General features: G+C 64.8%; 20 protein-coding genes. 7 read left to right on the top strand and 13 right to left on the bottom strand.

What is annotated here, in order from left to right; all coding sequences use genetic code 11:
• Positions 1-9 precede the first annotated feature (9 nt).
• Positions 10-900 (bottom strand): 4-hydroxybenzoate octaprenyltransferase, encoded by an 891-nt coding sequence (gene ubiA, locus PSEEN_RS25260; protein WP_011536425.1) that lies wholly within the window; start codon positions 898-900, stop codon positions 10-12.
• On the bottom strand, positions 900-1457 hold the full coding sequence (locus tag PSEEN_RS25255) for a chorismate--pyruvate lyase family protein (RefSeq protein WP_011536424.1): 558 nt from the start codon (positions 1455-1457) through the stop codon (positions 900-902). Before PSEEN_RS25255 ends, ubiA begins: the two co-directional genes overlap by 1 nt.
• Positions 1458-1705: 248 nt before the next feature.
• Between PSEEN_RS25255 and PSEEN_RS25250 the strand changes: the two genes are divergently transcribed.
• The 4 genes from PSEEN_RS25250 (at position 1706) to PSEEN_RS25235 (ending at position 4047) form a co-directional block, all read left to right on the top strand.
• Positions 1706-1873, top strand: a complete 168-nt coding sequence (locus PSEEN_RS25250; protein WP_011536423.1) for a rubredoxin — start codon at positions 1706-1708, stop codon at positions 1871-1873.
• Positions 1874-1906: 33 nt separating this feature from the next.
• Positions 1907-3055, top strand: coding sequence for an NAD(P)/FAD-dependent oxidoreductase (locus tag PSEEN_RS25245; protein WP_011536422.1), 1149 nt, complete (start codon positions 1907-1909; stop codon positions 3053-3055).
• A 187-nt stretch (positions 3056-3242) separates the two neighbouring features.
• The gene (locus PSEEN_RS25240; RefSeq protein WP_011536421.1) at positions 3243-3539 is read left to right on the top strand and encodes an HU family DNA-binding protein; all 297 of its coding nucleotides are present in this window, start codon (positions 3243-3245) and stop codon (positions 3537-3539) included.
• Positions 3540-3672: 133 nt separating this feature from the next.
• Positions 3673-4047, top strand: a complete 375-nt coding sequence (locus PSEEN_RS25235; RefSeq protein ID WP_011536420.1) for a hypothetical protein — start codon at positions 3673-3675, stop codon at positions 4045-4047.
• An 87-nt stretch (positions 4048-4134) separates the two neighbouring features.
• Here PSEEN_RS25235 and PSEEN_RS25230 read toward each other — a convergent pair whose 3' ends face one another.
• The 6 genes from PSEEN_RS25230 to exbB form a co-directional block, all read right to left on the bottom strand.
• Complete coding sequence (locus PSEEN_RS25230; RefSeq protein WP_011536419.1) at positions 4135-5544, bottom strand: aminoacyl-tRNA deacylase and HDOD domain-containing protein; 1410 nt, start codon at positions 5542-5544, stop codon at positions 4135-4137.
• Between the two features lie 78 nt (positions 5545-5622).
• On the bottom strand, positions 5623-7701 hold the full coding sequence (recG, locus tag PSEEN_RS25225) for an ATP-dependent DNA helicase RecG (protein ID WP_011536418.1): 2079 nt from the start codon (positions 7699-7701) through the stop codon (positions 5623-5625).
• Between the two features lie 4 nt (positions 7702-7705).
• Complete coding sequence (locus PSEEN_RS25220) at positions 7706-8632, bottom strand: hydrogen peroxide-inducible genes activator (protein ID WP_011536417.1); 927 nt, start codon at positions 8630-8632, stop codon at positions 7706-7708.
• A 94-nt stretch (positions 8633-8726) separates the two neighbouring features.
• A complete protein-coding gene (locus PSEEN_RS25215) occupies positions 8727-9461 on the bottom strand; it encodes an energy transducer TonB (RefSeq protein ID WP_011536416.1) in 735 nt (244 codons plus the stop codon).
• On the bottom strand, positions 9458-9886 hold the full coding sequence (gene exbD, locus PSEEN_RS25210; RefSeq protein WP_011536415.1) for a TonB system transport protein ExbD: 429 nt from the start codon (positions 9884-9886) through the stop codon (positions 9458-9460). Before exbD ends, PSEEN_RS25215 begins: the two co-directional genes overlap by 4 nt.
• Before the next feature lie 3 nt (positions 9887-9889).
• Positions 9890-10852, bottom strand: coding sequence for a tonB-system energizer ExbB (gene exbB / locus PSEEN_RS25205; RefSeq protein ID WP_011536414.1), 963 nt, complete (start codon positions 10850-10852; stop codon positions 9890-9892).
• Between the two features lie 192 nt (positions 10853-11044).
• Between exbB and PSEEN_RS25200 the strand changes: the two genes are divergently transcribed.
• A complete protein-coding gene (locus PSEEN_RS25200) occupies positions 11045-11902 on the top strand; it encodes an SDR family oxidoreductase (protein WP_011536413.1) in 858 nt (285 codons plus the stop codon).
• Positions 11903-12048: 146 nt separating this feature from the next.
• Here PSEEN_RS25200 and PSEEN_RS25195 read toward each other — a convergent pair whose 3' ends face one another.
• From PSEEN_RS25195 to PSEEN_RS25175, 5 genes are all read right to left on the bottom strand, one after another.
• The gene (locus PSEEN_RS25195; protein ID WP_011536412.1) at positions 12049-12777 is read right to left on the bottom strand and encodes a hypothetical protein; all 729 of its coding nucleotides are present in this window, start codon (positions 12775-12777) and stop codon (positions 12049-12051) included.
• 58 nt (positions 12778-12835) lie between these two features.
• The gene (locus tag PSEEN_RS25190; RefSeq protein ID WP_011536411.1) at positions 12836-13216 is read right to left on the bottom strand and encodes a RidA family protein; all 381 of its coding nucleotides are present in this window, start codon (positions 13214-13216) and stop codon (positions 12836-12838) included.
• A 23-nt stretch (positions 13217-13239) separates the two neighbouring features.
• Positions 13240-15348 carry a bifunctional GTP diphosphokinase/guanosine-3',5'-bis pyrophosphate 3'-pyrophosphohydrolase gene (gene spoT / locus PSEEN_RS25185; RefSeq protein WP_011536410.1) on the bottom strand — a complete coding sequence of 703 codons (2109 nt, stop codon included), beginning with the start codon at positions 15346-15348 and terminating at the stop codon, positions 13240-13242.
• A gap of 59 nt (positions 15349-15407) precedes the next feature.
• Positions 15408-15671, bottom strand: a complete 264-nt coding sequence (rpoZ, locus tag PSEEN_RS25180; protein ID WP_008091595.1) for a DNA-directed RNA polymerase subunit omega — start codon at positions 15669-15671, stop codon at positions 15408-15410.
• Between the two features lie 190 nt (positions 15672-15861).
• Positions 15862-16737: a LysR family transcriptional regulator gene (locus PSEEN_RS25175; RefSeq protein WP_044488589.1), complete on the bottom strand. Its 876-nt coding sequence runs from the start codon at positions 16735-16737 to the stop codon at positions 15862-15864.
• 206 nt (positions 16738-16943) lie between these two features.
• On the opposite strand from PSEEN_RS25175, the gene PSEEN_RS25170 reads away from it, so the two are divergent.
• Positions 16944-18326, top strand: a complete 1383-nt coding sequence (locus PSEEN_RS25170) for a glutamine synthetase family protein (protein ID WP_011536408.1) — start codon at positions 16944-16946, stop codon at positions 18324-18326.
• Positions 18327-18330: 4 nt separating this feature from the next.
• On the top strand, positions 18331-19104 hold the full coding sequence (locus PSEEN_RS25165; RefSeq protein ID WP_011536407.1) for a gamma-glutamyl-gamma-aminobutyrate hydrolase family protein: 774 nt from the start codon (positions 18331-18333) through the stop codon (positions 19102-19104).
• Positions 19105-19172 lie beyond the last annotated feature (68 nt).

Here is a 19172-nt window from a genome sequence, read left to right as displayed (position 1 = left end):
CCGGTGCCGTCACCGCAAGGCGTAATCCAGTACCACCCCGATGAAGATCAGCATCCCCGCCCAATGGTTGTGCAGGAACGCCTTGAAGCACGATTCGCGGTCCAGCTTGCGCGTCGACCAGAATTCCCAGGCAAAACACGCAGCTGCCGCCAACAACCCCAAGTGGTACCAGCCGCCCAGGTCGAAGCGATTGCCCGCCAGCAGCAGGCAGCCCAGCGACAGCAGCTGCAAGGTCAGGATGATCACCCGGTCGGCTTCACCAAACAGGATTGCCGTGGACTTCACCCCGATCTTCAGGTCATCGTCGCGGTCGACCATGGCGTAGTAGGTGTCATAGCCCACCGTCCACAGCAGATTGGCGATGTACAGCAGCCAGGCGCTGGCCGGCAGCTCGCCGCCCGCGGCGGTGAAGGCCATGGGGATGCCCCAGGAATAGGCCGCGCCCAGCACCACCTGCGGGTAGTAGGTGTAGCGCTTCATGAACGGGTAGCAGAATGCCAGGGCCACGGCGCCGAACGACAGCCACACGGTCGTGGCGTTGGTGCACAGCACCAGCAGGAAGCTCACCCCCACCAACAGGGCGAACAGCATCACGGCCTCGCGTGGCTTGACCCGGCCACTGGCCAGCGGTCGGTCGGCGGTGCGCTTGACGTGGCCGTCCACCTTGCGGTCGGCGAAGTCGTTGATGCAGCAGCCGGCGGCGCGCATCAGCACCACGCCCAGGGCAAAGATCAGCACGTTCTTCAGGCTGGGCGAACCGTTGCCGGCGATCCACACCGCCACCAGCGTCGGCCACAGCAGCAGGTAGATGCCGATCGGCCGGTCCATGCGGCTCAGCTGGACGAAGTCCCAAGCCCGAGGATGCAGGCGGTTGAGCGACTTGAGCAGTTGCAGGTACATCAGCGGGTTTCCTCCTTGGCCGCTTGCCAGAGCGCTGGCAGGAACACCTCGGCCACCAGCAGGTCAAGGCCGCTGCGCTCGAAGCGCGAGCGCCGCCCCCACAACCCTTCATGGGCCACTTTGGTGGGCAACCAGGTTTGTGGATAACGGCAGGCCTCGAGGGGGTGGCGGATGAACGCCTGGTCGCAGAACAGTAGCTCGCCCAGCGAACGCGTGCCCAGGGTCTCCAGGTCGAGGCCGCCGCGCTCCAGCACGCTGCGCCCGGCCACGCTGCGGGCGAACACCCAGGGCTGGTCATGGCCACGCAGGTAGACTTCACGCACCCAGCCTTCCTCGCCGGGCGCCAGGCCCAGGGCGGCGCACTCGTCGTCGCGCAGCGGTTGCCAGCCCTCGAACAGGGGCGTGACGCTGAAGTGGTCGTGGGAGAGGCGGGTCAGGCGGCGGGTGAGGGAGCCCTCGTCGAACAGCCAGTCGAGCGTCGGCTGGTCGAGGGTGGTCGCCAGCTGTGAATACGGCAGCCACGCGACAGCGGCTGCTTGCGGGGTTTCGTACGGCACGTGGGTATGCTTGATACAGGCCAGAGAGGCGGCGAGCTTAGCATGTTTGCCCCGACTGCTTGCATACTGCTGGCAGGGCCAGTACAAAGCCCACACGAATTGCGCGGTGGCCCCTTCGCGGGCAAGCCCGCTCCTACTAGTACAGCGCAGCCTTCGGGAACTGCGCGTCCCCTGTAGGAGCGGGCTTGCCCATGAAGAGGCCGTCAGCGGCAACGCACCAGAAAGGCCTGACCGAGGAAAAGCAGTAAATGAAAAAATGGCAATGCATTGTCTGTGGCCTGATCTATGACGAGGCCGAAGGCTGGCCGGACGACGGCATCGCCCCGGGCACCCGCTGGGAAGATGTGCCGGAAGACTGGCTGTGCCCCGACTGTGGCGTAGGCAAGAGCGACTTCGAAATGATCGCCATCGGCTGATCGAACCCCTGACCTGAACAAGGAAGAAACGGCATGACGTCCCCCGTGGTGATCATCGGTACCGGCCTGGCCGGCTACAACCTGGCGCGAGAGTTTCGCAAGCTCGACGGCGAGACGCCTCTGTTGCTGATCACCGCCGACGACGGTCGTTCCTACTCCAAGCCCATGCTCTCGACCGGCTTCGCCAAGCAGAAGGATGCCGATGGCCTGTGCATGGCCGAGCCCGGCGCCATGGCCGAGCAGCTCAAGGCCGAGATTCGCACCCACACCCGTATCAGTGGCATCGACCCGGGCCACAAGCGCCTGTGGATCGGCGAGGAAGCGGTCGAGTACCGCGACCTGGTGCTGGCCTGGGGCGCGCAAACCGTGCAGGTGCCGGTCGAAGGCGACGCTGGCGAGCTGATTTTCCCGATCAACGACCTCGAAGATTACGCGCGTTTCCGTGCTGCCGCCTCTGGCAAGCAGCGGGTGCTGATCCTGGGGGCCGGTCTGATCGGCTGCGAATTCGCCAACGACCTGACCTTGGGCGGTTTGCAGTGCGAGGTCGTCGCCCCATGTGAGCAGGTGATGCCAACTCTGCTGCACCCGGCCGCCGCCGCCGCCGTGCAGGCCGGCCTCGAAGGGCTGGGCGTGCGCTTCCACCTGGGCCCCGTGCTCACTCGCCTGCAGCATGCCGGGGAGGCACTTGAGGCGCACTTGTCCGATGGCCGCGTGATCGCCTGCGACCTGGTGGTCTCGGCGATCGGCCTACGCCCGCGTACCGATCTGGCCGCCGCCGCAGGCCTGCAGGTCAACCGTGGCGTGGTGGTCGATCGCCAGTTGCGCACTTCCCACGCCAACATCTTCGCCCTGGGCGACTGTGCCGAGGTCGAGGGCATCAACCTGCTGTATGTCATGCCGCTGATGACCTGTGCCCGCGCCCTGGCCCAAACCCTGGCCGGCAATCCGACCACGGTCAGTTATGGCCCGATGCCGGTCACCGTGAAGACCCCGGCCTGCCCCTTGGTGGTCTCGCCGCCGCCCCATGGCCACGAGGGAACCTGGCAAGTGGAAGGCCAGGGCGCTGACCTCAAGGTGCTCTGCCACGGTGCAGATGGCCAGTTGCTGGGCTACGCGCTGACCGGGGGGGCGGTGATGGAGAAACTGGCGCTGAACAAGCAGTTGCCAGCCCTGATGGCGTAAATAGCGGGCGTTCTGTCGGATTTATCCTGTTCTTGCCGCGACAATGGCCGCCCAGACACTGGCGCGGCCCCGGACGGCGTGCCATTCTCACTGGCGTCTACCGCAGACTAGAGCCTGCGGTGCCTTGAGCGCTGCTTCCTTCGGCAGCACGGCATAACAACAAGAATTCCGTCAAAGAGGCTTCACTATGCGTAAACCAGAACTCGCCGCCGTCATCGCCGAAAAGGCCGATCTGACCAAGGAAAAGGCCAATATTGTCCTGAACGCGATTCTCGATAGCATCACCGGCGCGCTCGACAAGGACACCGTCACCCTGGTCGGTTTCGGCACCTTCGAAAAACGCCACCGTGGCGCCCGCACCGGCAAGAACCCTCAGACCGGTCAGCCGGTCAAGATCAAGGCCAGCAACACCGTTGCCTTCAAGCCGGGCAAGAACCTGCGCGACAGCGTCAACGCCCCGGCCAAGCCCGCCAAGAAAAAGTGATTTGCAGGTCATCCTGACGGGCGCCGAGAGGCGCCCGTTGCGTTTCTGGTAACCAAATGCGGCGAACTTGCATAAATAGGGCAGTAAACGGATAAACTGCGCGCCTCAGTCATTTTTCATTCGAGGGGCGTTGATGAAGTTTCGTTTTCTTCTCTGGGCCATGGGCTTGCTGATGGCCAAGGCCAGCCGCAACAACCCGGCGTTCCAGCAGCAGCTGCAGGACAAGGATCTGGTCTTCCAGATGCAAACGCTCGACGGCAAGGTTGCCCGACACTTCATCGTCAGTGGCCAGCGCATCAGCAGCAAGGGTGGCCTGCACCCGCAGCCGGCGTTTGCCATCGCCTTCAAGGACGCCGCCTACGGCTTCGCCACGTTGCAGGCAGGCAACAAGCAACTGGCGTTCATGCAGGGGATTCAGGACAAGAGCATCCAGATCAAGGGCAACCCGGCGCTGGTGATCTGGTTCCAGGGCTTGATGAAGTACCTGAAACCGAAGAAGAAAGCGTAGGAGCGGCTTTTGCCGCGATGCAGGCACCGCGGTTTCTGGCACCCGCTTCGCGGGTGATCGCGGCTGAAGCCGCTCCTACAAGCGGTCTTAATGCGAATGCGGCACGTGGAACTGCGAAGCCAGCTCACGCAGCAACGCTTCGGCCTCCAGCACCTTGTTCACCACTTCTTCGGCCTTTTCACGGGTCAGCCCGAGGCGCTCGAGCAGCGCTTCAGGGATATCGTCCTGCGGCCCCGAACCGATCCCCCGGGTGCGCAGCAGGCGGATGGCCAGGCACACCAGGTTGGGGAACGCCGCGTGTTCGCCGTCGTAGGACGGGTCGTGCTGGAAGCGCAGCGCGGTGGTCAGCTCATCGGGCATGTCCCACAGCTTCATCAACCAGGCACCGATCTGCTCGCGGCTGATCCCCAGCAAGTGCTGCTCCACATAGCTGTGGCACAGGTGCGGGTTAACCTCCAGATGGCGGCAGATCAGCGAGAAGTGTGGCGGGAACACGTGGGCCAGCAGCAAGTAACCGAAGTTGTGCAGTAGCCCGGCCAGGTAGGTCAAGCCGGCCTCCGGGCGCTCGGCACGTGGCATGGCACGGGTCAGGCCTTCGATCACCGCTGCGGTGTAGATCGACTGCTGCCAGTACGGTGTGGCCTGCTGCGGATGATCCTTGGGCAGGCTCAGGGTCTTGCCCAGGGCCAGGCCCAGGGCGAGGTTGATCACCAGGTCAAAGCCCAGCACACGGACGATGGCGTCTTCCACCGAACGGATCTTGCCGGGCGAGGCGTAGTAGGGCGAAGCGGCCCAGCTGACCACCTGGGCGGCCAGGGCCGGGTCGGTTTCCACCACGCCAGTGATGTCGTCGATGCTCGCATCGGGGTCGACGCGCAGCTTGATGATCTTCTGCGCGGTGTCGGCCAGTGGCGGGATCTCGATGGTCTCTTCCAGACGCTTCTGGATGCGCCGGGCGGTGAACTCTTGCACCGCCTTGGTGATTTCCTGGGAGTCGTCATGCGGACGGTCGAGGTTCGGGCGGATGTCCTTGACCTCCTGGCCGAACGTGCTGGCGCTGGCCTTGGCGAGCAGCTTGCGGAAGGCGGCCCGTTCAATTTCCAGCAGCACGCCGGTTTCGCCGGACTGGATCAGCAGCTTGTCGTTGTCGAGCAGGCTTTTCTCATACTGGCAGGGTGAGCTGGTCAGGGCAGGGATGGCCGGCAGGGTCTTGAGGTGGTGTTTGTCGAGCATCTGGTTCAGACGCTTCAATGGCACCGCCGTGAGGTTGCGGCCGGTCAGCTCTTCGAAGCGCTTGAGGTCCAGCAGCTGGCTCTGCGGGAACAGCACCAGCATGGCGCCGATCTCATCGTCGAGCAGGGCTGCCTGCACCCGAGAGGCGGCAGGCTGTTGCGGGTGATCGGGCACCTCGCGGTAGGCCACGCCGAGTTTATCGAGCAACAGCCGGATGACAGACGGTGCGGTTGGGGTTGCGGTATCCAGGGCAACTTCAGTCATGGTCTGTATCCAATCATTCTTTTAAACGCGAAGTATAACCAGCCTGACCGACAAGCTGGATCCATATTGGGACGAGCGTCACACCTGGCCATATTGCTGGCCGTGGCGCAGCCAACGGTCAAGCAACGGGCTGACGTGGCCGGGCCAGCGTGCCAGCAGTGCCTGTGCGGCATCGCGCACGGCGGGCAGCAGGTCGGCGTCGCGCATCAGGTCGGCAACCTTGAACTGCAGCAGGCCGGTCTGGCGAGTGCCGAGCATTTCGCCGGGGCCTCGCAACTCCAGGTCCTTCTCTGCTATGACGAATCCGTCGTTGGTTTCCCGCATGATTCCCAGGCGTTCCCGGCCGATTTGCGACAGCGGTGGGTGGTACAGCAGCACGCAATGGCTGACCGCGCTGCCCCGGCCAACCCGGCCACGCAGCTGGTGCAACTGGGCCAAGCCCAGGCGCTCGGGGTTTTCGATGATCATCAGGCTGGCGTTGGGGACATCCACGCCCACCTCGATCACCGTTGTGGCGACCAGCAGTTGCAGTTCACCGGCCTTGAACTCGGCCATCACCGCCGCCTTCTCCGCCGGTTTCATGCGCCCGTGGATCAACCCCACGCGCAGCTCGCCCAGCGCACTGCCAAGCTCCTCGAAAGTGCTTTCGGCGGCCTGGCAGGTCAGTTCCTCGGACTCTTCGATCAGGGTGCACACCCAGTACGCCTGGCGCCCTTCGGCGCAGGCGGCGCGGACCCGCTCGACCACCTCGAAGCGGCGGCTGTCGGCGACCAGCACGGTGTTGACCGGGGTGCGGCCAGGCGGCAACTCGTCGAGGATCGAAGTGTCCAGGTCGGCGTAGGCGCTCATGGCCAGGGTACGCGGAATGGGGGTGGCGGTCATGATCAACTGGTGTGGGCACAACTGGCCCATCACGCCTTTCTTGCGCAGGGCCAGGCGCTGCTGCACGCCGAAGCGGTGCTGTTCGTCGATGATCGCCAGGGCCAGGTGCTTGAACTGCACTTCGTCCTGGAACAGCGCGTGGGTGCCGACCACCATCGGTGTGCCGCTGGCGATCTGCTCCAGGGCACTGGCGCGGGCCTTGCCCTTGAGCTTGCCGGCCAGCCAGGCGACTTCGATACCCAGCGGCTCGAGCCAGCGCTTGAAGGTGATGTAGTGCTGTTCGGCGAGGATCTCGGTGGGTGCCATCAAGGCGACCTGGTAACCGGCTTCCAGCGCCTGCAGGGCGGCCAGCGCGGCAACCACGGTCTTGCCGGCGCCCACGTCGCCCTGCACCAGGCGCATCATCGGTTCGGGCTGGCTGAGGTCGTAGGCGATCTCGTTGCCCACGCGCTGCTGGGCGCCGGTCGGGCTGAAGCCAAGGTTCGCCAGGTACTGCGCAGGCAGGCGGCTGGCCTTGGGCAGCACCGGAGCGCGCAGGCTGCGCAGGCTTTCGCGCAAGCGCTGCTGCGAAAGCTGGTGGGTGAGCAATTCTTCGAAGGCCAGGCGGTGCTGGGCCCAGTGATGGCCTTCGGCGAGTTCGTCCAGGTCGGCGTCGGACGGCGGGTTGTGCAGGTAGCGGATCGCGTCGCTCAGCGGCGCCAGCTGGTAGTCGCGGGCCAGCTCGTCGGGCAGCCAGTCGGGCAGGCTGCGCGGGCCGAGCTGGCCCAGGCTCTGCTGGCAAAGCAAGCGCAGGCGCTGTTGCGTGAGGCCTTCGGTGGTCGGGTAGATCGGTGTGAGTGTCTGCTCGACCGGCGGCGCCGGCTCGCTGCCGTTGAGTGCGCGATATTCGGGGTGGTAGATCTCCAACCCCGAGGCGCCGGGGCGGGCCTCGCCATAGCAACGCAGATGGGTGCCACGCTTGAGGCCTTCCTTCTGTGCGTTGCTGAAGTGGTAGAAGCGCAGGCTCAGTACGCCCGTGCCATCGCCCAGGCGTACCACCAGGCTGCGGCGCTTGCCCATGGTCACGTCGGCGCCGCTGACCACGCCCTCGATGACAGCATCCTGGCCAGGCCGCAACTGGCCGATGGGGACCACGCGGGTACGGTCCTGATAGCGCAGCGGCAGGTGGAACAGCAGATCTTGCAGGTTCTCCAGGCCGACCTTGGCGAGTTTTTCCGCCATGGCATCGCCAACGCCCTTGAGCGCCGTGACCGGGACGTTCGACAGCTCGGTCATGGGCTCAGGCCGGTTGTTCCACGGGCGCCTTGGCCACCGAGCAGAGGCGGATCGAGTCGGCGAGGATCTCGATGGCCTTCGGCCGCGGGAAGCTGGCGCGCCAGGCGATGGCCACGGTGCGGAACGGTGCCGGCGCGGTCAGCGGGCGGACTTCGATGACACCAGGCGCATAGTGGTGGCTGTGCACCGCCGACAGCGGAAGAATGGATACACCCAGGCCCGAGGCAACCATGTGGCGAATGGTTTCCAGCGAGCTGGATTCGACCGTGGTGTGCTTCGAGCCTTCACCGCCCTTGTTGAGCGTTGGGCAGGCTTCCAGTACCTGGTCGCGGAAGCAGTGGCCTTCGCCCAGCAGCAGCAGGCTCTTGTCGTTGAGCATGGCCGTGTCGATGGTGTCTTTCTGGGTCCAGGGGTGGTCGGCTGGCATCAACGCGCAGAACGGCTCGTCGTACAGCGGCAGCGTCAGCACATCGGCTTCGTTGAACGGCAGGGCGATGATCACCGCGTCCAGTTCACCGTTGCGCAGCTTTTCGCGCAGCACGTGGGTGAAGTTCTCTTCGATGTACAGCGGCATCTGCGGCGCCACGCGGTGCAGTTGCGGGATCAGGTGCGGGAACAGATAGGGGCCGACGGTATAGATGGCGCCTACCTTGAGCGGGGCGGTGAGCTGGTTCTTGCCGGCCTGGGCCAGTTCGCGGATGCCCTGGGCCTGCTCCAGTACCTTTTGCGCCTGGGCGACGATGCTCTCGCCGACCGGCGTCAGGCGCACGGCGCTCTTGCTGCGTTCGAAGATCAGCACGCCCAGCTCGTCCTCGAGCTTCTTCACGCCCACCGACAGCGTGGGCTGGCTGACATGGCAACGCTCGGCGGCGTGGCCGAAGTGCTGCTCCTGGGCGAGGGTGACGATGTAGCGAAGTTCGGTGAGGGTCATAACGTGCGTCCATGAAGTTGCGGCCCCAGCATAGCGGCTGCAATCGATAGACGCACGTTATCAGACTTGCCGTTTTGTGACAGAAACAAAAGCGTCAGCGTCGGTCCAGGGAATAGACGAACGGCGCCACGACTTCGATCGTGCCATTGTTCAACAGCTCCGCTGGCGGCTTCGGTACGGAGCCTGCGCGACGGATCATTTCCAGGGTCGCCCGGTCCAGCGCCGCGCTGCCCGAGCCTCCGGCCAGCGAGTACGAGACTACCTTGCCCTCGGCGTCGACCACGAAGCGCAGGCGGTTGATGCCCTGCAGGCCGCGACGGCGAGCGTCTTCCGGGTACTTCTTGTACTTGGCCAGGTGGCGCAGCAGGTCGCTCTGCCAGCTGGGCAGGGCATTGCTGTTGGAGGCGATGCTCGGTGCCGGTGCGGCCGATTTCTGCGGCTGCGCGTTGCTTGGCGGGGTATCCGCCACATCGTCCTTGGCCGGTGGTTCGTCCTTCGGCGGCTCAGGCTTTTTCTCAGGCTTGGGCGGCTGCGGCTTGGCCTTGGGCTTGGGCGGCTTGGCGATGGCGATCTTCGGCTTGGGGGCCTCCACCAGCTTGGGCAGCGGCGGCTCCTCGACCTCTGCCGGTGGCTTGGGCGCGGCCTTGGGCGGTGGCGGTGGCGCGGGCTCCGGCAACGGCGCCAACTCGACCATCATCGCTGCCGGCGGCAGCTCGATGGCCTGGGGCACCGACCAGTTGAGCGTCAGCACCACGGCGACCACGTGCACGCCCAGCACGATGGCCAGGCTGGTGCCGTAGCGCGCCATGTTCGAGCGCGTTTTCGTCATTTCTTGGCTGCCGTCTCGAGTCCGACCAGACCGACCTTGAGGTAGCCGGCCGCGCGCATGGTGTTCATCACTTCCATCAGGTCGCCGTAGTCGACGCCCTTGTCAGCCTGGAAGAAGATGGTGGTTTCCTTGTCGCCCTTGGTCTTGGCGTCAAGCATTGCGCCAAGCTGGTCGGGTTGGGCCACCGGGTCATCACCGACGTACAGCTTCTTGTCGGCCTTGACGCTGACGAACACCGGCTTCTCGGGCCTCGGCGCGGGTTTTGCGGTCGAGGCGGGCAGGTCGACCTTGATGTCGACCGTGGCCAGGGGCGCCGCGACCATGAAGATGATCAGCAGCACCAGCATCACGTCGATGAACGGCGTGACGTTGATTTCGTGGTTCTCGGCGAGGTCGTCGCCACCTTCGTTGAGATGCAGGCCCATGGCTTACCCCACTTTCACCATGTGCGGGGCGGCGCGCTCGCTGCCCTGATGGTCCAGGTCGCGGCTGACCAGCAGCAGCACCTGGGCGGAGGCATCGGAGACCTGCGCCTTGTAGCCGGCGATGGAGCGGGCGAAGACGTTGTAGATGACCACGGCCGGGATCGCCGCGACCAGGCCCAGCGCGGTGGCCAGCAGGGCTTCGGCGATGCCCGGGGCAACCACGGCCAGGTTGGTGGTCTGGGTCTTGGCGATGCCGATGAAGCTGTTCATGATGCCCCACACGGTGCCGAACAGACCGACGAACGGCGCGGTGGAGCCAATGGTGGCCAGCACGCCGGTGCCGCTGCTCATGTTGCGGCCGCTGGCGGCGACCAGGCGTTCCAGGCGGAAGCTGACGCGTTCCTTGATGCCTTCCTTCTCGCGGGCGTTGGCCGACAGGCGCATCTCTTCGAGGGCGTCGTGGACCAGGGTGTGGGCCAGGGTGCCTTCCTTGTTCGAGACGTCGCTGGCTTCCTTCAGGCTCACGGAGCGCTTCAGGGCGGCGATTTCGCCACGCAGGCGGCGCTTGGCGCCCATCAGCTCGAAGCCCTTGGCGATCCAGATGGTCCAGGTGATGATCGAGGCCAGGGCCAGGCCGATCATCACGGCCTTCACCACCACGTCGGCGTTCTTGTACATGCCCCATGGGGACAGGTCGTGGGCCATGCCCAGCGAGGTGTCTTCGGCGACCACGGCTTCAGCGGACTTCTGCAGGTTGTCGACCAGCGCCTGGGCTTCAGGCGTCAGCTCGGGCGCTGGAGCCTGGCCTTCGGCGGCCGGTGCGCTGGCTGCGGCCGGGGTGGTCGCCTGTGCGGTTGGCTCATCAGCCATGGCTGCCGGGGCCAGCACCAGGCTGAACATCAGCGCGGCGATGGCGCGCCAGGCGCGCGACGGGGTAGGCGAAGCGGAAGGTTGAGTGCGTGTCATGCTGGCCGGACCTGATGAAGAGAAATGGGTTGAGTTCTTCGAGGCCTCGAGGCGGGCCGAGAACAGACAAGGCGGCCATTATTGCAAGTAATTCTTGTTAACAAAAGTAATGAGATTGCTTTTTTTGACCTTGGTATAGCCGTTGATCGCGCTAACCCGATAGCCTGCGCCTTTCGCATTAGGAGATTTGGTATGTCAGACGTTTCAGCTTTGATCGTGGGTTGCGGTGATGTGGGCAGTCGCCTGGCCCGCCAACTGCTTGCTCAAGGCTGGCAGGTCAGCGGCCTGCGGCGTTCGGTCGGACAGCTGCCTGCAGGGGTTCGGCCGATTGCCGCCGATCTGGCTGATCGTCGCCAGCCTGACGCCTGGCCTGAGCGTGCGCCTGACTACTTGGTGTACTGCGTTGCCGCCAGCCAACATGACGAGGCCGGTTACCAGGCCGCCTATGTCGAGGGTTTGCGGCATGTGCTGGGTTGGCTGGAGCGCAGCGGCCAACAGCCGCGCCGCCTGCTGTTCGTATCCAGCAGCAGCGTCTATGCGCAGCAGGATGGCGAGTGGATCGACGAGACCGCCAGCACCGCGCCTGAAGGCTATTCCGGCAAGGTGATGCTCCAAGCGGAGCGTCTGGCCCTCGAAAGTGGCATCCCCGCCAGTATCGTGCGCCTTACCGGAATCTATGGCCCGGGCCGTGAGTGGTTGCTGAGCCAGGTGCGCCAAGGTTATCGCGTGGCCGAGGAGCCGCCGCTGTATGGCAACCGGATCCATGCCGAGGACGCCGCGAGCCTGCTGGCGCATCTGCTGCAGGCCGATGTTCAGGGCGTGGTGCTCGATGATTGCTATATCGGTGTGGATGACGATCCGGCGCCGCTGGCCGACGTGGTGGCTTGGTTGCGTGAGTATCTTGGGGTTACCGAATGGTCGGATGAGCAGCGCGTGCGGCGTACCGGCAGCAAGCGTTGCAGCAATGCACGGGCGCGGGCGTTGGGGTGGGTGCCGCAGTATCCGAGTTATAAAGAGGGGTATGCGGCCATCTTGCAAGGGTGTGGCTGAAACACGGTTGTGTGTAGCCTGATAGATCCTGGGGCTGCTTCGCAGCCCTATCGCGACACAAGGCCGCTCCCACAAGGGTTGTGCAGTACCTGTGGGAGCGGCCTTGTGTCGCGATAGGGGCGCAAAGCGCCCCCGGCAGTCTCTGGTTAATCCCTTTCCAGTACCCACTGCCGCGTGCCTGCAGCCAGCTGTGGCATCTCGTCAGGTTGTGCACGGTTCACCGCCTGGAAGATCTCCAGGGTGTCGCCGTCGCGCTTGAAGATCCACGGCGCGCCGCGCTGGTTGCGCTCCAACCAAAGGCTGTCGTTGCCGTCGCCCATGGTCGCGCAATCGCCGGCCAGGCACAGGGCAAAGCGATCCGGGCCAGGCAGGCCGGTCACATTGCCGGTGTCGCTGAAACGCACCACGGCGCCTTTGCCCTGGCCCTCGACGATCTTCCAGTCGCCACCCAGGTAGGTTTTGTACAGCGCTTTTTCGAAGCTGCCGCCCAGGGGCGCGTTGCTGTCCTCAGGCTTGGCGCGGACGAAGACCTGTTCGTGGCCCGATGGGTCTATAGCCTGCATTTCATTACCATCAAGCTTGAGCTGCTCGTTCAGGCCGCCCTCGAAGCTGACCTGCCAGTCTTTCTCGTTGGCGCTCAGGCGGCCTTCAGCAGCTTCGAAACCGTTGCTGAAGCTGGCTTGCTGGTTCTTGACGTCGATCTTCCATTCGAGCACCGGCCCGTGATCGTTCAGGGCCTGGCGCAGGCTGGTGCCTTTGGCGGCGGCGTCGATGGCGGCCTGGTTGATCCAGGTGCCGTTGAAATCTTCGGGTTTGTGGCTGGCGCAGCCGCCCAGGAGCAGGGCTGCCAGCGCGAGAGGCAATGCGTGGCGCATGGTGGAAACCTTGGGGCAGGAAGGGGTGGTGACGGGCGAGGGGCCCGTCACCGGCGTGTCACTCGAGGACCAGGATGGCGTCCATCTCGACCTGGGCGCCCTTGGGCAGGGCGGCCACGCCGATGGCGGCGCGGGCCGGGTAGGGCTGCTCGAAGTAGCGGCCCATGATCTCGTTGACCTTGGCGAAGTGGCTCAGGTCGGTGAGGAAGATGTTCAGCTTGACGATGTCCTTGAACGAACCGCCAGCAGCCTCTGCAACCGACTTCAGGTTCTCGAACACCTGTACGGTCTGGGCTTCGAAGCCTTCGACCAGTTCCATGGTTTTCGGGTCCAGCGGGATCTGGCCCGACATGTACACGGTGTTGCCGGCCTTGATCGCCTGCGAGTAGGTGCCGATGGCGGCAGGGGCCTTGTCGCTGTTGATGACAGTCTTGCTCATGATGACTCCTTGCGGTTGGCGGACTACGCACGCATCCGGGTGATGCGGACCACGCCGGTCAAGGTACGCAGTTTCTTGATCACGCGGGCCAGGTGCACGCGGTCGTGCACGCTGACCACCAGTTGGACCACGCTGATACGGCCGTCGCGTTCGTCCATGCTGATTTTCTCGATGTTGCCGTCGGCGGCGTTGACGCTGCTGGCCAGCAGGGCGATCAGGCCGCGCTGGTGCTCAAGCTCGACGCGCAGTTCGACGTTGAACTCGCCGGTGACGTCCTTGGCCCAGGAGAGTTGCAGGCACTTCTCCGGGTTGTGGCGGACCTCACTGATATTGCGGCAGTCCTCCAGGTGCACGACCATGCCCTTGCCTGCTGACAGGTGGCCGACGATCGGGTCGCCCGGGATCGGGGTGCAGCACTTGGCGTAGCTGAGCACCAGGCCCTCGGTGCCGCGGATCGCCAGCGGGCCTTCCGGCGCTGGCAGTTGTTCGCCTTCGGCCGACAGCAGGCGGCGGGCGACGACGTAGGCCATGCGGTTGCCGAGGCCGATGTCCTCGAGCAGGTCTTCGACCAGTTCCAGGCGGTACTCGGTGAGGATGCCCTGGATGCGCTCCTGGGGGATTTGCTCCAGGCTGCTGTCGAAGCCCGTCAGCACCTTGTTCAGCAGGCGCTCGCCGAGGCTGATCGACTCGGAGCGGCGCTGTTGCTTGAGGGCGTGACGGATGTGCGTACGCGCCTTGCCGGTGACCACGAAGTTCAGCCAGGCCGGGTTGGGGCGCGCGCCCGGGGCGCTGACGATCTCGACGGTCGAACCGCTCTGCAGCGGTTCGGACAGCGGCGCCAGGCGGCGGTTGATGCGGCAGGCGATGCAGCTGTTGCCGACGTCGGTGTGCACCGCGTAGGCGAAGTCGACGGCGGTGGAGCCTTTGGGCAGCTCCATGATCCGGCCTTTGGGGGTGAAGACGTAGACCTCGTCCGGGAACAGGTCGATCTTCACGCTCTCGATGAATTCCAGCGAGTTGCCGGCGCGCTGCTGCAGCTCGAGGATGCCCTTGACCCACTGGCGGGCGCGGGCGTGGCTGCCCTTGGGCTGTTCTTCCTCGTTCGATTTGTACAGCCAGTGCGCGGCGATGCCGTTGTTGGCCATCTCTTCCATTTCGCGGGTGCGGATCTGGATCTCGATGGGCACGCCGTGCATGCCGAACAGCGTGGTGTGCAACGACTGGTAGCCGTTGGCCTTGGGGATCGCGATGTAGTCCTTGAACCGGCCCGGCAGCGGCTTGTACAGGTTGTGCACGGCGCCGAGCACGCGGTAGCAGGTATCGACCTTGTCGACGATGATGCGGAAGGCGTACACGTCCATGATTTCGGTGAAGGCGCGGCGCTTGCCGCGCATCTTCTTGTAGATGCCATAGAGGTGTTTCTGCCGGCCGCTGACCTCGCCCTCGATGCCGTCGGCGGCCAGGCAGTTGGCCAGCGAGGTCTCGATCTTGGCGACGATTTCCTTGCGGTTGCCCCGCGCGCTCTTGACCGCCCGGTGGATCAGCGACGAACGCATCGGGTGCATGGCCTTGAAGCCCAGGTCCTCGAACTCCACGCGCACGGTGTGCATGCCCAGGCGGTTGGCGATGGGGGCGTAGATCTCGAGGGTTTCCTTGGCGATGCGCCGGCGCTTTTCGCCGGACAGCACTTCCAGGGTGCGCATGTTGTGCAGGCGGTCGGCCAGCTTGACCAGGATCACGCGGATGTCGCGGGCCATGGCCATGGCCATCTTCTGGAAGTTTTCGGCTTGCGCCTCGGCTTTCGTCTCGAAGTTCATCTGGGTCAGCTTGCTGACCCCGTCGACCAGCTCGGCGACGGTTTCGCCGAATTGCTGGCTCAAGGCTTCTTTGGCGATGCCGGTGTCTTCGATCACGTCGTGCAGCATGGCCGCCATCAGGCTCTGATGGTCCATGTGCATGTCGGCGAGGATGCTGGCAACCGCCAGCGGGTGGGTCACGTAGGGCTCGCCGCTGCGGCGGCGCTGGCCATCGTGGGCCTGTTCGGCGTAGAAGTAGGCGCGCCGGACCAGGTTGACCTGTTCGGGGCCCAGATACGTCGACAGCCGTTCGGCGAGGGCTTCTATACCCGGCATGGTTTCACCTCTTGCTGAAGAAGAGGGCCTTGCGCCGCACGGTGTCGACTGGGCATCAATCAGACGGCCTCGTTGTTCTCGTCCTCGAACGCGGCGAATACCGGATCCTCGGTGACGATCTCTTCGGCGGCGATGAACTCTGGAGTGACAATGCCTTCGGCGATTTCACGCAGGGCGACGACGGTTGGCTTGTCGTTTTCCCACGCAACGCGTGGTTCTTTGCCGCCGGTAGCGAGCTGGCGGGCGCGCTTGGTCGAGAGCATGACCAGCTCGAAGCGGTTATCCACGTGTTCCAGGCAGTCTTCAACAGTTACGCGGGCCATGGTCTTCCTCAGTAGCAAATGCGGTAGGCGTGCGCCCAGAATGGGCAGGCGGACTCGATAGTTTAAAAAATCACCAGCCAATAGGGAAGGGCTGTTTTGTCGGGTGCTCTTCTGGCCGGTACTGTTTGCGGGCTAGCCTGACTCGGACGATAACGGTTCCTGTTACCCGAAAACAACCGGCCTTGGCGCGTTAACGCAACATTGCGTCGCGTAGGCGTGGGGTCAGCTCCTCGAACAGCGTCTGCACCGAGCGCAACGCCCGGCAATCCGGCCGGGTCAGTAGCCACAGTTGCGTGTCGCAGCCGGGCAACGGGCCGCTCAACGCTTCCACGTTGGGCAGGTCGTGAACCATGTAGTCGGGCAGCGCCGCCACACCCAGGCCGGTGGTCACCAGTTGGGCGATGGTCGACATGCCGCTGCACTGGTAGCGCGGAATCAATCCGGGGTGGTGCTGGTTGCGCCACACCACAGTGGCATGGTCCTGCATGGAATCGTCGGGGGCGATCCACGGCACACTGGTGGCGGACGCCTGGAGCCGTTCGCGCAGCTCTGGCCGGCCACAGATCACGTAGGACGTCGAGCCCAGGCAGCGGCCAACCAGGTGCTCCGGTGGCGTGTTGGTCAGGCGCAGGGCGATATCGGCATCGCGCCGGCTCAGGTTGGCGAAGGTGTTGGAAGTGCCCATCTCCAGCGACAGCGCAGGGTAGTTGGGCATGAACTCGGCCAGCGCCGGCAGCAGCAGGCTGTGCAGGACCGCTTCGGTGCAGGTCACGCGGACCGTGCCGCTGACCACCTGCTCGCCGCTGGTCAGGGCGATGCGCGCCGCATCCAGCGCCTGTTCGGCGCGTTCGGCCTGCTCGGCGAGGGCCTGGGCGGTGTCGGTGGGCAGGTAGCCTTTGCGGCTCTTGACGAACAAGGCGGTGCCCAGCGCCGACTCCAGTCGCCGGATCGAGCGGAACACCGTGGAAACGTCGACCTTGAGCAGTTCGGCGGCCTTTGCCAGCGAGCGGCCGCGCTCCAGTGCCAGGACCAGGGAGAGGTCGGCGTGGTTGATCTGATATTGCATTGATGCACGCTCTGCTTGCCAAAATGCCAATGTCTGTTGCGTGGAGGCCATTTTATAGTGGAACGGCCCCCGGGAATCAATGCAGCCGGTCGGCAACCAGCCCCCACGATGGGTCAGTGAAAAGAACAACAGCAATTCCATCGTCGCCCTCCGAGGCGTCAGCCGTAGCCCCCACATCGCCGCTCCGAATCAAAGGATGTACAGCCATGACGTCGGTCTCTCCGTGCGCCAGTTCTTCCCGCGAGATGAATGAATTCCTGGATGCCCATCCGGATACCCAATACGTCGACCTGCTGATTTCCGACATGAACGGCGTGGTGCGCGGCAAGCGCATCGAGCGCGCCAGCCTGCACAAGGTGTACGAGAAGGGCATCAACCTGCCGGCCTCGCTGTTCGCCCTGGATATCAACGGTTCGACCGTCGAAAGCACTGGCCTGGGCCTGGACATCGGCGACGCCGACCGCATCTGCTACCCGATCCCCGGCACGCTGTCGGACGAGCCGTGGCAGAAGCGCCCGACCGCGCAGCTGCTGATGACCATGCACGAGCTGGACGGCGCGCCGTTCTTCGCCGACCCGCGCGAAGTACTGCGCCAGGTGGTGAGCAAGTTCGACGACCTGGGCCTGGAGATCTGCGCCGCGTTCGAGCTGGAGTTCTACCTGATCGACCAGGACAACCTCAACGGCCGCCCGCAGCCGCCGCGCTCGCCGATCTCGGGCAAGCGCCCGCAGTCCACCCAGGTGTACCTGATCGACGACCTCGATGAATACGCCGACTGCCTGCAGGACATGCTCGAAGCGGCCAAGGAGCAGGGCTTGCCGGCCGATGCCATCGTCAAGGAAAGCGCCCCGGCGCAGTTCGAAGTGAACCTGCACCACGTCGCCGACCCGCTGAAGGCCTGCGACTACGCGATCCTGCTCAAGCGCCTGATCAAGAACGTCGCCTACGACCATGAGATGGACACCACGTTCATGGCCAAGCCCTACCCGGGCCAGGCGGGCAACGGCCTGCACGTGCACATCTCGCTGCTGGACAAGAAGACCGGCAAGAACATCTTCGCTCACGAAGACCCGCAGCAGAGCGACACCCTGCGCCACGCCATCGGTGGCGTGTTGGAAACCATGCCGGCGTCGATGGCCTTCCTGTGCCCGAACATCAACTCCTACCGCCGCTTCGGCGCCCAGTTCTATGTGCCCAACGCGCCGAGCTGGGGCCTGGATAACCGTACCGTGGCGGTTCGCGTGCCGACCGACAGCAGCGAGAACGTGCGCATCGAGCACCGCGTGGCCGGCGCCGACGCCAACCCCTACCTGATGCTCGCGGCGATCCTCGCCGGCGTCCATCACGGCCTGATCAACAAGGTCGAGCCGGATGCGCCGATCGAAGGCAATTCGTACGAGCAACTGGAGCAGAGCCTGCCGAACAACCTGCGCGACGCCCTGCGCGCGCTGGACGACAGCGAAGTGCTCAACCAATACATCAGCCCGGACTACATCGATATCTTCGTGGCCTGCAAGGAGAGCGAGCTGGCCGAGTTCGAAGTGTCGATCTCCGACCTCGAGTACAACTGGTACCTGCACACGGTGTAAGCCCATGAGCGCAATTGCGGTCCCCTTGATCGGTGTCAGCGCCTGCCGCCAGCAGGTGGGGAAGAACTCGTCGCACACGGTGGGCGACAAGTATGTCGAGGCCGCGGGCTTTGCCGGGCTGCCGCTGATCCTGCCGGCGCGTGATCGCGGCAGCGATACGCAGGCGCTGCTGGCACGCCTGGATGGCATTCTTTTTACCGGTTCGCCTTCAAATGTCGAGCCGCATCATTACAATGGCGCGCCCAGCGCGGAAGGCACCCGGCACGACCTTGCCCGTGACCGTCTGACCTTGCCGCTGCTGCAGGCGGCGATTGCCGCCGGCGTGCCGGTGTTCTGCGTCTGTCGTGGTTTCCAGGAACTGAACGTGGCCCTTGGCGGCAGCCTGCACCAGCGCGTGCAGGAATTGCCTGGCTACCGGGACCACCGCGAACCTGAGGATGCACCCCTGGAGGTGCAATACGGCCCTCGCCACCCCGTCGGTATCGAACCCGGTGGGATGTTCGAGCGCCTGGGCCTGGCTGCGCGGTTCGAGGTCAACTCGCTGCACAGCCAGGGCATCGACCGCCTGGCCCCGGGCCTGCGCGTCGAGGCACGGGCCCCGGATGGCCTGATCGAAGCGGTGTCGATGCCTGATGCGCCGGGCTTTGTACTCGGCGTGCAGTGGCACCCTGAATGGCGTTTCGCCGAAAACCCGGTTTCGCTGCGCCTGTTCGAGGCGTTCCGCGAGGCCTGTATTGCCCATGCTGCACGGGAAGGTGTGCGTCCGAAAACAGTGTGACGTTAGCCGAAGGTCCTGGATGACCGTGCCCCCATTGCAAGCTTTCAATGAGTGAAAGTGGGCCCTCT

The organism is Pseudomonas entomophila L48 (assembly GCF_000026105.1).
Taxonomy (GTDB): Bacteria; Pseudomonadota; Gammaproteobacteria; order Pseudomonadales; family Pseudomonadaceae; genus Aquipseudomonas; species Aquipseudomonas entomophila.
Note: the sequence above shows the minus strand (reverse complement) of the source record. Positions and strands in the feature narration are given on the sequence as shown.

Bases quoted from the DNA above. Each gene is read 5' to 3' on its own strand.
- ubiA (WP_011536425.1), bottom strand. From the start codon at position 900: ATGTACCTGCAACTGCTCAAGTCGCTCAACCGCCTGCATCCTCGGGCT.
- PSEEN_RS25250 (WP_011536423.1), top strand. From the start codon at position 1,706: ATGAAAAAATGGCAATGCATTGTCTGTGGCCTGATCTATGACGAGGCC.
- PSEEN_RS25245 (WP_011536422.1), top strand. From the start codon at position 1,907: ATGACGTCCCCCGTGGTGATCATCGGTACCGGCCTGGCCGGCTACAAC.
- PSEEN_RS25240 (WP_011536421.1), top strand. From the start codon at position 3,243: ATGCGTAAACCAGAACTCGCCGCCGTCATCGCCGAAAAGGCCGATCTG.
- PSEEN_RS25235 (WP_011536420.1), top strand. From the start codon at position 3,673: ATGAAGTTTCGTTTTCTTCTCTGGGCCATGGGCTTGCTGATGGCCAAG.
- PSEEN_RS25230 (WP_011536419.1), bottom strand. From the start codon at position 5,544: ATGACTGAAGTTGCCCTGGATACCGCAACCCCAACCGCACCGTCTGTC.
- recG (WP_011536418.1), bottom strand. From the start codon at position 7,701: ATGACCGAGCTGTCGAACGTCCCGGTCACGGCGCTCAAGGGCGTTGGC.
- PSEEN_RS25220 (WP_011536417.1), bottom strand. From the start codon at position 8,632: ATGACCCTCACCGAACTTCGCTACATCGTCACCCTCGCCCAGGAGCAG.
- PSEEN_RS25215 (WP_011536416.1), bottom strand. From the start codon at position 9,461: ATGACGAAAACGCGCTCGAACATGGCGCGCTACGGCACCAGCCTGGCC.
- exbD (WP_011536415.1), bottom strand. From the start codon at position 9,886: ATGGGCCTGCATCTCAACGAAGGTGGCGACGACCTCGCCGAGAACCAC.
- exbB (WP_011536414.1), bottom strand. From the start codon at position 10,852: ATGACACGCACTCAACCTTCCGCTTCGCCTACCCCGTCGCGCGCCTGG.
- PSEEN_RS25200 (WP_011536413.1), top strand. From the start codon at position 11,045: ATGTCAGACGTTTCAGCTTTGATCGTGGGTTGCGGTGATGTGGGCAGT.
- PSEEN_RS25195 (WP_011536412.1), bottom strand. From the start codon at position 12,777: ATGCGCCACGCATTGCCTCTCGCGCTGGCAGCCCTGCTCCTGGGCGGC.
- PSEEN_RS25190 (WP_011536411.1), bottom strand. From the start codon at position 13,216: ATGAGCAAGACTGTCATCAACAGCGACAAGGCCCCTGCCGCCATCGGC.
- spoT (WP_011536410.1), bottom strand. From the start codon at position 15,348: ATGCCGGGTATAGAAGCCCTCGCCGAACGGCTGTCGACGTATCTGGGC.
- rpoZ (WP_008091595.1), bottom strand. From the start codon at position 15,671: ATGGCCCGCGTAACTGTTGAAGACTGCCTGGAACACGTGGATAACCGC.
- PSEEN_RS25175 (WP_044488589.1), bottom strand. From the start codon at position 16,737: ATGCAATATCAGATCAACCACGCCGACCTCTCCCTGGTCCTGGCACTG.
- PSEEN_RS25170 (WP_011536408.1), top strand. From the start codon at position 16,944: ATGACGTCGGTCTCTCCGTGCGCCAGTTCTTCCCGCGAGATGAATGAA.
- PSEEN_RS25165 (WP_011536407.1), top strand. From the start codon at position 18,331: ATGAGCGCAATTGCGGTCCCCTTGATCGGTGTCAGCGCCTGCCGCCAG.